Source organism: Kitasatospora sp. NPDC004745 (assembly GCF_042873275.1).
Lineage (GTDB): Bacteria > Actinomycetota > Actinomycetes > Streptomycetales > Streptomycetaceae > Kitasatospora.
Genome location: NZ_JBIALK010000010.1, coordinates 220,364 through 232,781, shown reverse-complemented (window position 1 = coordinate 232,781; position 12,418 = coordinate 220,364). Strand labels below are relative to the sequence as shown.

The following is a 12,418-nucleotide window of genomic DNA, read 5'->3' as shown; positions in this document are numbered from 1 at the left end:
CCCGCCGCCACCGGTGGGGCCGGTGTTGGTGCCCAACCCCCCCCCGCGCGGGGGGGGGGCCCCCCCCGCCGGGCGGGGGGGGGGGGGCGGGGGGGGGGGGCCCGGCCCCCCCCCCGCCCGGTGTCACCGGTTCCGCTTCCGCGGCGTCACGCGTCCCGCGTCGGCGGCGTCACTTCTTCCACTTCGTCAGCGGCGCGTCGGAGCTGCCGCGACGGAAGGCGTACACCGCGTTGCCGTCGTTGGAGAGGATGTACTCGGACAGGCTCATCCCGATGTCGAGGCCGTCGGGCATCGCCATGGTGCCGAGGTCGGTCATCGAACCGTCGGTCGGCGAGAGCGTCACCAGCCGGGCGGGCTTGTTGTAGCCCTGGCTGACGATGGCGCGGACCTTGCCGTCCTTGTCGGTGCCGGAGACGAGCCGCATGTCGTTGCTGGAGCTGCTGCTCGCGGTGGACCAGATGCGCTTGCCGGTGGTCAGGTCGTACGCGTTGATGCCCGACTTGCTGCCGCTGACCTGCGCGTACAGGGTCGTGCCGCTGACCACGTTCTGGGTGTAGGCGTCGGCCTGGCCGGAGAGGCGCAGGCTGTCCGCGCCGGGCTCCTTGACGGACATCTGGTTGCCGGGCTTGTTGCTCTTGTCGAACGGCAGGATGTAGTCGCCGTTGGGGCCGCTGCTCATCAGCAGCACCAGCGGCTGGTCCTGGACGACCTTGTCGATCCGCTCGATGGTGCCGGTGAGGGTGATCGGCGAGCTGGTGGTCTTGCCGGTGTCGGAGTCCACGACGACCAGCTGCGACTTGGGGCCGGAGCCGCCGTAGCAGCGGTCGCTGACGGCGATCTGGCTGCCGGCGGCGCGGCCGTACAGGCTGCAGTCCTTGTCGCGGGGCTGGAACTGCCAGACCGCGGCCCCGTTGTCGATGTTCAGGCCGCCGACGACGTTGCCGCCGATGGCGACCACCTTGTCGGTGACGCTGAGCGTCGGCGAGGACATCCGGTCGTTGGAGACCTTGACGGTCCAGAGCAGCTTGCCCTGGGCGAGGTCGACGGCGCCGATGGTGGAGCAGTCGCTGTCACCGGTGTTGAAGGAGACGGCGGCGATGTTCTTGGAGTTGGAGGCGTAGGAGGCGGTGCACAGCTCCTTGCTGCCGCCCGGGACGGCGATGGTCCAGGCCTCCTTGCCGTCCGAGGTGTTGTAGGCCTTGATGCCGGTGCTGTCGGCGCGCACCGCGAGCTTGTCGGTGCCCCAGATGCCGAGCATCTGCGAGCTGCCGTCCCCGGTGGTGGCCTTGGCGGCGTTCCAGGCGATGTTGTAGCTGGCCTTGCCGCCACCGCCACCGCCGGTGCTGCTGCCGCCGGTGGTGCCGTCGACGGTCGGTGCGTCGGTGACGCCGCCGGTGGTGCCGCCGGAGGTGGTGGTGCCCCCGTTGGCGTTGGGCGCCGGGTCCGGGTCGGAGCCCTTGAGGAGCACGACCAGCGCGGCGACGATGGCGATCGCCAGGACGCCGCCGATGATCCCGCCCCAGAGCATCACGGGGTTGCGCTGCTTGGGCGCGGGCGGCACCGCCGGCGCACCCGGGTAGGTGTAGCCCGGCTGCTGCTGCGGGTAGCCGTAGCCGGCGCCGTAGGACTGGCCGGCGTCGGGCGCGGGGTAGCCGCCCCCGGCGACGGGGTCGTACGGGCCGACCGGCGCCCCGGCCGGCGGCGGGGCCTGGCTGGGGAAGCCGGCCGCGGTGGGCGCGTACGCCGCGTAGTCGACGCCGCCGGCCGGCGGCTGCGCGGGCGGTGCCGGCGGCTGGGCCGGGGGCGGTCCGGCGGGTGCGGCCGGGCCCGGGATCGGTGCGCCGTCGAGCTGCGTCATCTGGTCCGCCACGGCGGCCGGGTCCACGCCGCCGGGAGGGCGGCCGAACGAGACGCCCCGATTGTCCTGCGGGCCGCTGCCCGGCGCTTCGCCGGCCCCCGGCGTAGGGTGATCCCCTGCCATCTGATTCCCCGTCATGTCTGGAAGCGTTCCCCTGCCCGGTACCGTCCGCGGTCCGGTGGGGCGCGTGAGATTGGGCACCATGGTAGTGGTGAGTGGGTTTCGGCCGCCGCCAGGACGGCCGTGGCCCGTCCCTGCAGGTCCAGGCTGTGCAACACCTCCACGCGCCGCTCACTCCGCCGCCACCGCGGTGCCCGCGGGGCCGGCCCCGTCCCCCGGATCGGCCCGGCCCCGAGCCGATCCGGGGGACAGGCCCTACCCTTCAGGAGTTGAAGGGGACGTCCCGACGGAGGGGCCCCCGCCCCCTGGGAGGGTGGATCATGTCGACGGACACACCGGGCTCGCAGTCGTCCCTGCACCGGGCGAACCTGGAGCGGGTGCTGCGCGCGGTGCGGATGGCCGGCTCGCTGACCCAGGCCGAGATCGCCCGCGGCACCGGCCTCTCGGCGGCCACCGTGTCCAACATCGTGCGGGAGCTGAAGGAGAGCGGCACCGTCGTGGTCGCCGACACCTCCTCCGGCGGCCGGCGCGCGCGCAGCGTCTCGCTCAGCGGGGACGCCGGCATCGTGGTGGGGATCGACTTCGGCCACACCCACCTGCGCGTCGCGGTCGGGAACCTGGCGCACCGGGTGCTCGCGGAGGAGAGCGCGCCGATCGACGTGGACGTCTCCGCCGCGCAGGGCTTCGACCGGGCCGAGGCGATGGTGGAGCGGCTGCTCCAGCAGGCCGGCTTCCGCCCGGACAAGGTGATCGGCGTCGGCCTCGGCGTGCCCGGCCCGATCGACGTGGAGACGGGCGCGCTGGGCTCCACCGCGATCCTGCCCGGCTGGACGGGCATCGCCCCCGGCCGGGAGCTGGCGGAGCGGCTCGGCATGCCGGTGCACGTGGACAACGACGCCAACCTGGGTGCCCTGGGCGAGCTGGTCTGGGGGCCGGGCGCGGGCTGAGCGACCTCGCGTACATCAAGGTGGCCAGCGGTGTCGGCGCCGGCCTGGTGGTCAACGGCCAGATCTACCGGGGCCCGGGCGGAACCGCCGGTGAGATAGGGCACATCACCCTGGACGAGGCCGGGCCGGTCTGCCGCTGCGGCAACCGCGGCTGCCTGGAGACCTTCGTCGGCTCGCGGTACCTGCTCTCCCTGCTCACCTCCACGCTCGGCCCGGACCTCACCCTGCCGCGGGTGGTCGAGCTGGCGCACCAGGGGGACCTGGGGTGCCGCCGGGTGATCGCCGACGCGGGCCGGCAGATCGGCACCGGCGTGGCCACCCTGTGCAACCTGCTCAACCCGCGCCGGGTGATCCTCGGCGGCGACCTCGCCGAGGCCGGTGAGCTGGTGCTCGCCCCGATCCGCGACTCGGTGGCCCGCTACGCGATCCCGAGCGCGGCCCGCCAGCTCTCGGTGGTCCCCGGCACCCTGGGCGGGCGGGCGGAGGTGCTCGGCGCGCTGGCGCTGGTGATGAGCGAGATGGGCGAGTCCGGCGCACTCGGTCGTGCCTGAACCACGGCCGTACGTCCGTCCGTCAATCCACGGTGACGAGCGCCCCCGGGCCGACCTCGGGGAATGGCGGTATCCGATCGGTGGTACGGGCCGCGCCGCTCGGTGTCCGGCAAGCGGACATTAGACTCGACCGGTCGGCACCGGCCGCGACCGTCGGGCTGCCGCCAGACCGGGCAGCGAAGCCCCTCGGACCGCCCGCGGTCCGCGAACACTGAACGAGGAGGAACGGGTGGCCCTGCTGACCCGCATTCGGGGACCGCGCGATCTCGACCGGCTCACGCCCGGACAGCTGGCCGCCCTGGCCGAGGAGATCCGGACCTTCCTGGTGACCGAGGTCGCCAAGACGGGCGGCCACCTCGGCCCCAACCTCGGCGTGGTGGAGCTGACCATCGCGCTGCACCGGGTCTTCGACTCGCCGCGCGACCGCATCCTCTTCGACACCGGCCACCAGAGCTACGTCCACAAGCTGCTCACCGGCCGCCAGGACTTCTCCCGGCTGAAGATGAGCGGCGGCCTCTCCGGCTACCCCTCGCGCGCCGAGTCCGAGCACGACGTGATCGAGAACTCGCACGCCTCCACCGTCCTCTCGTACGCCGACGGCCTGGCCAAGGCCAACCGGATCAAGGGCAAGGCCGACCCGGTCGTCGCCGTCATCGGTGACGGCGCGCTCACCGGCGGCATGGCCTGGGAGGCGCTGAACAACATCGCCGACGCCAAGGACCTGCCGGTCGTCATCGTCGTCAACGACAACGAGCGCTCCTACTCCCCGACCATCGGCGGCCTGGCCAACCACCTCGCCACGCTGCGCACCACCCAGGGCTACGAGCGCTTCCTGTCCTGGGGCAAGGACGCGCTGCAGCGCACCCCGGTGGTCGGCCAGCAGCTGTTCGAGACGCTGCACGGCGCCAAGAAGGGCCTCAAGGACTTCATCGCCCCGCAGGGCATGTTCGAGGACCTCGGCCTCAAGTACATCGGCCCGATCGACGGCCACGACCTGACCGCCCTGGAGTCCGCGCTCACCAAGGCGCGCGGCTTCGGCGGCCCGGTGATCGTGCACTGCCTGACCGAGAAGGGCCGCGGCTACCACGCCGCCGAGAACAACGACGAGGACCGCTTCCACGCGGTCGGCGTGATCCACCCGGACACCGGCCTGCCGGTCAAGAGCTCGGGCAAGGACTGGACCTCGGTCTTCGGCGAGGAGATGGTCGCGCTCGGCCACGAGCGCGAGGACATCGTCGCGATCACCGCCGCGATGCTCCACCCGGTCGGCCTGGCCCCGTTCGCCAAGGCGTTCCCGGACCGCATCTTCGACGTGGGCATCGCCGAGCAGCACGCCGTCACCAGCGCCGCCGGCCTGGCCACCAACGGGCTGCACCCGGTGTTCGCGGTCTACGCGACCTTCCTCAACCGGGCCTTCGACCAGGTCCTGATGGACGTGGCGCTGCACAAGCTGGGCGTGACCTTCGTCCTGGACCGGGCCGGGGTCACCGGGACGGACGGCGCCTCGCACAACGGCATGTGGGACATGTCGATCCTGCAGGTCATCCCGGGTCTGCGGCTCGCCGCCCCGCGCGACGCCGACCAGGTCCGCGCCCAGCTGCGCGAGGCCGTCGAGGTCGAGGACGCGCCCACCGTGGTCCGCTACTCCAAGGGCACGGTCGGCCCGGCCGTCGCGGCGGTGGGCCGGATCGGCGGCATGGACGTGCTGCGCGCCGCCGAGGAGCCGGGCGGCACGCACCGCGCGGACGTGCTGGTGGTCTCGGTCGGTGCGATGGCCCCGACCAGCCTGGAGGTCGCGGACCTGCTGGCCGCCCAGGGCGTCACCGCCACCGTGGTGGACCCGCGCTGGGTCAAGCCGGTGGACCCGGCCCTGCCGGGCCTGGCCGCCGAGCACCGGGTGGTCGTCACGATCGAGGACAACGGCCGGGTGGGCGGTGTCGGCGCCGCGGTCGCCCAGGCGCTGCGCGACGCGGACGTGGACCTGCCGGTGCGCGACTTCGGGATCCCGCAGGAGTTCCTGGACCACGCGAGCCGGGGCGAGATCCTGGCCGAGATCGGTCTGAACGCCCCGGACATCGCCGCGAAGGTGGCGGCCCTGGTCGCCAGCCTGGACGCCGCCCCGGTCCAGGCCTGAGGGCGGGCGGCACCCGTTCCGGCGACGACCGTTTGTCGTAGGCCTGTAACAGTTCGTCGCGAGACAAGCTGACAATCGCACCGAATGGCGGGACCGGCGCCGTGCGCGCCGATCCCGCCCGGTAGGTTGTCATCCGTGTCCACCCCCACCCGCCTCCGCCTGGCCGCCGTGGCCGAGCGCCTGCCCGAGCGCGTCCTGACCCGAGTCCGCGCCGGGTACTGGACCAGGCTGGTGCCGGTGCTCGCGCTGGTCGCGCTGGTCACCCACGTCCCGTCCTTCGCCCGGCCGGTCTGGAGCCCCGACGAGGGCTTCCTGGCCACCCAGGCCCGGATGCTGGCCGACGGCGGAGTGCTGTACGACACCGTGGTGGACCGCAAGCCGCCGCTGCTGCCCTGGCTCTACCAGGCCTGCTTCGCCGTGTTCGGCTCCGCCTCGCTGTGGCCGCTGCGCACGCTGGCGGTGGCCGCCCACCTGGTCACCGCGATCCTGCTGGCCTCCATCGCCCGCGGCCGGTGGGGCAACCGGGCCGGGGCCGGCGCCGGACTGCTCTACCTGCTGGTCTCCATCGGGCTCTCCCCGGAGGACACCCAGGCGGCGACCTTCGAGGTCTTCATGCTGCCCGCGATGGTGGCGGCCTTCCGGTACGCCGAACGCCGCCGCTGGCTGGCCGCCGGCATCGCGGTGGCGCTCTGCTCGCTGACCAAGCAGACCGGCGGCGCGGTGCTGCTGCCGGTGCTCTGGATGCTGTTCCAGGACACCCGCCGGCGCGGGGTGCGCTGGCCGCCCGCCCTGTTCAAGATCGCCTTCGGGTTCACGCTGCCGATAGCGCTGGTCGCGGTCATCCTGACCAAGCCCAAGGGCTTCCTGTTCTGGGTGGTCACCGGCAGCGGCGACTACGCCTCCTTCGGCGGCGCCTGGCTGCAGATGGTCGGCCGGGCGCTCGGCAACTCGGCCATCCTGGTCGCGGCCGGCCTGGGCTTCCTGCTCCCGGTCGGGCGCCGGCTCTGGCTCAAGTACCGGCACCGCCCGCTGCCGGTCGCCGGCGAGGAGCACGGCTCCACCGCCGACCTCTGGGTCTGGCTGGCCTCCTCGGTCGTCGCGGTCAGCGTGGGGTTCCACTTCTTCGGCCACTACTACCTGCAGCTGATCCCGCCGCTGGTGCTGCTGGGGACCGGCGCGGTGGCCACCTCGGCGGTGCGCTGGAAGCCCGTCCTGGTGTACACCACGGTCGCCTCGACGGTGTTCTGGGGCCTGGCGCTGGCCTGGCCGGGGGAGCGGCTCAACCGCACCACCGAGGTCGCCACCGCGGTCGCCGCCCAGACCACCCCCAAGGACACCGTGCTGGTCTGGGGCATGCACCCGGAGCTGTACTGGCTGGCCGACCGCAAGCCCGCCACCCGCTACCTGACGGCCGGCTTCCTGACCAACTACAGCGGCGGCAAGGACGGCAGCCCCAACGTGGGCGAGCAGTTCAGCGTCAACAACGCCTGGCAGACCTTCGACAAGGAGCTCGCCAACGGCCTCCCCGAGGTCGTCGTGGACGACTCGGGCATCGCCCCGTACCAGCCGGTGATGGTCCCGCGGATCGAGAACCTGCTGGACACCCACTACGAGATGGTCGGCGTCTTCGCCGACACCGTGGTCTACCGCCTCAAGCGCTGACCCCGGCCGGGCCCCCGGACCCGGCGGCCCGGCACGACGGCGGCACGGCACCCCGGAGCACGACGGAGCCCCGGTGACCCTTCCGGGTCACCGGGGCTCCGTCGTGCGTACCGCTACGCCCTACGCGGGCACCGAGGCCACGCCGGGGGCGAGGAAGCGCTTGCCGTTCACCCGCTCCGAGACGCCCTCACGGTCCAGGTACGGGGTGATCCCGCCCAGGTGGAAGGGCCAGCCGGCGCCGGTGATCATGCAGAGGTCGATGTCCTGCGCCTCGGCGACGACACCCTCCTCCAGCATCAGGCCGATCTCCTGCGCCACGGCCTCCAGGGCGCGGCTCAGGACCTGCTCCTCGGTGAGCACCGTGTCGCCGAAGGACAGCAGCTCCAGCACCTCGGGGTCGAGGACCTGCTTGCCGTCGACCCAGGTGTAGAAGCCGCGCTTGCCGGCCTTGACCACCTTGCCGAGGTTCTCGGAGACGGAGAACCGCTCCGGGAAGGCGCCGCGCAGGGTCTCCGAGACGTGCAGGGCGATGGCCGGGCCGACCAGCTCCAGCAGCACGATCGGGGACATCGGCAGGCCGAGCGGCTCGACGGCCTTCTCGACGCTGGCGATCGGGGTGCCCTCGTCGATGATGCTCTGGATCTCGCCCATGAAGCGGGTCAGGATCCGGTTCACCACGAACGCCGGGGCGTCCTTGCACAGGACGGAGGTCTTCTTCAGCTTCTTCGACACGGCGAAGGCGGTGGCCAGCGAGGCGTCGTCGGTCTGCTCGCCGCGGACGATCTCCAGCAGCGGCAGGATCGCGACGGGGTTGAAGAAGTGGAAGCCGACGACCCGCTCGGGGTGCTTCAGCTTCGAGGCCATCTCGGTGACCGACAGCGAGGAGGTGTTGGTGGCCAGCACGCAGGTCGGCGAGACCACGTTCTCCAGGTCCGCGAAGACGGCCTGCTTGACGCCCATCTCCTCGAACACGGCCTCGATCACGAAGTCCGCGTCGCCGAAGGCCACGGCCTTGTCGAGCGAGCCCGAGACCAGGCCCTTGAGGCGGTTGGCCTTGTCCTGGCCGATGCGGCCCTTGCCGAGCAGCTTGTCGATCTCGGCGTGGACGTAGCCGACGCCCTTGTCGACGCGCTCCTGGTCGATGTCGGTGAGGACCACCGGCACCTCGAGGCGGCGGGCGAACAGCAGGGCCAGCTGCGAGGCCATCAGACCGGCGCCGACGACGCCGACCTTGGTGACCGGGCGGGCCAGCGACTTGTCCGGCGCGCCGACCGGGCGCTTGGCCCGGCGCTGCACCAGGTTGAAGGCGTAGATGCCGCTGCGCAGCTCGCCGCTCATGATGAGGTCGGCCAGGGCCGCGTCCTCGGCGTCGAAGCCGGCCTGCAGGTCGGCGTCCTTGACCTGGGCGATGATGTCCAGCGCCTTGTAGGCGGCCGGCGCGGCGCCGTGCACCTTCGCGTCGGCGACCAGGCGGCCCCAGGCGACGGCGTCGTCCCAGGCCTTGCCGCGGTCGATCTCCTCGCGCTCGACGACGACCTCGCCCTTGAGGACCTTGGCGGCCCACAGCAGCGACTGCTCCAGGAAGTCGGCCGGCTCGAAGATCGCGTCGGCGATCCCCAGCTCGAACACGTCCTTGCCGCGGAGCTGCTTGTTCTGGTTCATCGAGTTCTCGATGATGACCTTGATCGCCTTCGAGGGGCCGATCAGGTTCGGCAGGATGCTGCAGCCGCCCCAGCCGGGGACGAGGCCCAGGAAGACCTCGGGCAGCGAGAACGCCGGGACGCCCGCGCTGACGGTGCGGTAGGTGGCGTGCAGGCCGACCTCGACGCCGCCGCCCATCGCCGCGCCGTTGTAGAAGGCGAAGGACGGGACGGGCAGCGCGGCGATCCGCTTGAAGACCTCGTGGCCGCCCTTGCCGATGGCCAGCGCGTCCGCGTGCTCCTTGAGCAGCTCGACGCCCTTGAGGTCGGCGCCGACCGCGAAGATGAACGGCTTGCCGGTGATCGCGACACCGACGATCTTGCCCTCGGCGGCCTCGGCCTCGACCTGGTCCAGCGCGACGGACAGCTTGAGCAGCGAGCCCGGGCCGAAGGTGGTCGGCTTGGTGTGGTCGAAGCCGTTGTCCAGGGTGATCAGGGCCAGCTTGCCGGCCTGCAGCGGCAGGTCGAGGTGGCGCACGTGCGCGGTCGTGACGACCTCGCCCGGGAAGAGCTCGGCGCCGTGCTGGAGCAGCTCAGTCGTGGTGCTCATGGTCACTTACCACCCTCGAAGTGCGGGTTCTCCCAGATGATGGTGCCGCCCATGCCGAAGCCGATGCACATCGTGGTGAGGCCGTAGCGGACGTCCGGGCGCTGCTCGAAGCGGCGGGCCAGCTGGTTCATCAGGCGCACGCCGGAGGAGGCCAGCGGGTGGCCGAAGGCGATCGCGCCGCCGAACGGGTTGACCCGCTCGTCGTCGTCCGCGATGCCGTAGTGGTCCAGGAAGGACAGCACCTGGACGGCGAAGGCCTCGTTGACCTCGAAGGCCTGGATGTCGTCGATGGTCAGACCGGCCTTGGCCAGCGCCTTCTCGGTGGCCGGCACCGGGCCGATGCCCATGACCTCGGGCTCGACGCCCGCGAAGGCGTAGGAGACCAGGCGCATCTTGACCGGGAGGCCGAGCTCCTCGGCGACGTCCTCGGCGGCCAGCAGCGAGGCGGTGGCGCCGTCGTTCAGACCGGCCGAGTTGCCCGCGGTGATGTTGCCGTGCGGGCGGAACGGGGTCTTCAGGCCGGCGAGCGACTCCATCGTGGTGCCCGGGCGCATCGGCTCGTCCACGGTGGCCAGGCCCCAGCCGGTCTCGCCGACCTCGGGGTTGGTGTTGCGGATCGAGATCGGCACCAGGTCGGGCTGGATGTCGCCGTTGGCGTACGCCTTGGCGGCCTTCTCCTGGGAGCGCACCGCGTAGGCGTCGCAGCGCTCCTTGGTGATGTGCGGGAACCGGTCGTGCAGGTTCTCCGCGGTCATGCCCATGAACAGGGCGGACTCGTCGACGAGCTTCTCGGAGACGAAGCGCGGGTTCGGGTCGACGCCCTCGCCCATCGGGTGGCGGCCCATGTGCTCGACGCCGCCGGCCACGACCACGTCGTACGCGCCGAAGGCGATGCCGCCGGCGGTGGTGGTCACGGCGGTCAGCGCGCCGGCGCACATGCGGTCGATCGCGTAGCCCGGGACGGACTTGGGCAGGCCGGACAGCAGGGCGGCGGTGCGCCCGATGGTCAGACCCTGGTCGCCGATCTGCGTGGTGGCCGCGATCGCGACCTCGTCGATGCGCTCGACGGGCAGGTTCGGGTTGCGGCGCACGAGCTCCCGGATGCACTTGACGACGAGGTCGTCGGCGCGGGTCTCGTGGTAGATGCCCTTCGGGCCTGCCTTGCCGAACGGGGTGCGGACGCCATCGACGAAGACGACGTCCCTCGCGGTACGAGGCACGGGGGCTCTCCTCCCAGGGACCAACATTTCGAGGTGGGCAGGCTGCCGCCGGCGAAGACCCGTGCGGAGCCGCTTCACCGCCATGCTACCGGTCGGTAACCAACCTGCCCAGGCCCCTCGGACGGTTCGGCCCGTGTGTCCCGCGACACGTCCCACCGGCGGGGCCTGCCCGGACGCGCCGGAGGGGGCGCCGTCCCGTGGGCGGCGCCCCCTCCGGGCGGTTGCGGTCAGGCCTGCGCGTCGGCGGCCTCGGCGAACGCGGAGGCCAGCACCGGCGCCACCAGGTCGACCTGCCACTGCCGGGCGCCGAGCCGGCGCAGCGCGGCGGCCACGCCGTCCGCGCCCGGATCGGCCGGGGGCTCCCAGGAGACCCGGCGGACCAGGTCGGGGGTGATCAGGTTCTCGGCCGGCAGGTGGTGCCGCTCGGCCAGTTCGGTCACGGCGGCGCGAGCCCCGGACAGCCGGGCGGCGGCCACCGGGTCCTTCTCCGCCCAGGCCCGCGGCGGCGGCGGCCCGTCGTGCGGCGCGGCGGCCGGCGGCAGCTGGTTCTCCGGGACCTCCCGGCCCCGCTGCACGGCGGCCAGCCACTGCTCCAGCTGGCGCCGGTGCACCCGCGGCCCGAAGCCCTGGACGGCCTGCAGGGCGGCGATGTTCAGCGGCATGGCCAGCGCGGCGTTGACGATCGCGGCGTCCGACAGCACCCGGCCGGGTGAGACGTCGCGCTCCTGCGCGATCCGGTCCCGGGCCAGCCACAGCTCGCGCACCACGACCAGCTGGCGGCGCCGGCGGACCTTGTGCAGCTGCGAGGTGCGCCGCCAGGGGTCGGTGCGCGGGGCCGGGCGGGGCGCGGCGGCGATCGCCGCGAACTCCTCCGTCGCCCAGCCGAGCTTGCCCTGGGCGTCCAGCTCCTGTTCGAGCGCGTCGCGCAGCTCGACCAGCACCTCGACGTCCAGGGCGGCGTAGCGCAGCCACGGCTCGGGCAGCGGTCGGGTCGACCAGTCGACCGCCGAGTGCTCCTTGGCCAGGCTCAGCCCGAGCACGCTCTCGGTCATCGGCCCGAGGCCGACCCGGGCGAAGCCCGCGATGCGGCCGGCCAGCTCGGTGTCGAACAGCAGTCGCGGTCTCATGCCGACCTCGGCCAGGCACGGCAGGTCCTGGGTGGCGGCGTGCACCACCCATTCGGTGTCGGCGAGGGCGTCGCCCAGGGCGCTGAGGTCGGGGCAGGCGATCGGGTCGATCAGCGCGGTGCCGGCGCCGGCGCGGCGCAGCTGGATGAGGTACGCGCGCTGCCCGTAGCGGTAGCCGGAGGCCCGCTCGGCGTCGACGGCGACCGGCCCGGTGCCCGCCGCGAAGGCGGCGACGGTGGCGGCCAGCGCCTGCTCGTCCGCCACGACGGGCGGGATCCCCTCCTTCGGCTCGAGGAGCGGGACCGGGGCTGCTTCTTCTGGGATGGCTGCTACGGCGTCGGTCACCCACCAAGGGTACGACGGTCCTCGCGGCCGGGAGTGTTGTCGGACTGGTCAGACCGGGTGGGTGGAGGCGTCGCGGGCCCCGGAAAGGCTGCCGCGGCGGGGGGGGGGGGCCCCTGCGCCCGTGGCCGCCCCGCGGGGGGGGGCGCACGGCCCCCGGGGGGTTGGCCCGGGGGCGGGGGGCCCCCCCCCCCCCCGCGCCCGCGC

The 12,418-nt window shown here is 73.1% G+C and carries 6 protein-coding genes and 1 pseudogene; 3 read left to right on the top strand and 4 right to left on the bottom strand.

Annotation, left to right across the window (positions count from 1 at the left end):
- Positions 1-169 precede the first annotated feature (169 nt).
- Entirely contained in the window at positions 170-1,858 is a 1,689-nt protein-coding gene (locus tag ACFYUY_RS19270) for a PQQ-binding-like beta-propeller repeat protein (protein WP_387901873.1), read from the bottom strand.
- 440 nt (positions 1,859-2,298) lie between these two features.
- On the opposite strand from ACFYUY_RS19270, the pseudogene ACFYUY_RS19265 reads away from it, so the two are divergent.
- From ACFYUY_RS19265 to ACFYUY_RS19255, 3 genes and pseudogenes are all read left to right on the top strand, one after another.
- Positions 2,299-3,476: pseudogene (locus tag ACFYUY_RS19265) on the top strand (ROK family protein).
- 229 nt (positions 3,477-3,705) lie between these two features.
- Positions 3,706-5,610, top strand: a complete 1,905-nt coding sequence (gene dxs, locus ACFYUY_RS19260; protein ID WP_360215829.1) for a 1-deoxy-D-xylulose-5-phosphate synthase — start codon at positions 3,706-3,708, stop codon at positions 5,608-5,610.
- A 135-nt stretch (positions 5,611-5,745) separates the two neighbouring features.
- On the top strand, positions 5,746-7,272 hold the full coding sequence (locus ACFYUY_RS19255; protein WP_360215826.1) for a glycosyltransferase family 39 protein: 1,527 nt from the start codon (positions 5,746-5,748) through the stop codon (positions 7,270-7,272).
- 120 nt (positions 7,273-7,392) lie between these two features.
- Here the strand turns inward: ACFYUY_RS19255 and ACFYUY_RS19250 are convergent, their stop codons facing one another.
- The 3 genes from ACFYUY_RS19250 to ACFYUY_RS19240 form a co-directional block, all read right to left on the bottom strand.
- On the bottom strand, positions 7,393-9,522 hold the full coding sequence (locus ACFYUY_RS19250) for a 3-hydroxyacyl-CoA dehydrogenase NAD-binding domain-containing protein (RefSeq protein WP_360215823.1): 2,130 nt from the start codon (positions 9,520-9,522) through the stop codon (positions 7,393-7,395).
- 2 nt (positions 9,523-9,524) lie between these two features.
- Positions 9,525-10,742: an acetyl-CoA C-acyltransferase gene (locus ACFYUY_RS19245; RefSeq protein ID WP_360215820.1), complete on the bottom strand. Its 1,218-nt coding sequence runs from the start codon at positions 10,740-10,742 to the stop codon at positions 9,525-9,527.
- Between the two features lie 227 nt (positions 10,743-10,969).
- Entirely contained in the window at positions 10,970-12,214 is a 1,245-nt protein-coding gene (locus ACFYUY_RS19240) for an HRDC domain-containing protein (protein ID WP_387901868.1), read from the bottom strand.
- Positions 12,215-12,418 lie beyond the last annotated feature (204 nt).

Excerpts from the sequence above, each read along its gene's own strand:
- ACFYUY_RS19270 (WP_387901873.1), bottom strand. The coding sequence starts at position 1,858 with ATGACGCAGCTCGACGGCGCACCGATCCCGGGCCCGGCCGCACCCGCC.
- ACFYUY_RS19250 (WP_360215823.1), bottom strand. The coding sequence starts at position 9,522 with ATGAGCACCACGACTGAGCTGCTCCAGCACGGCGCCGAGCTCTTCCCG.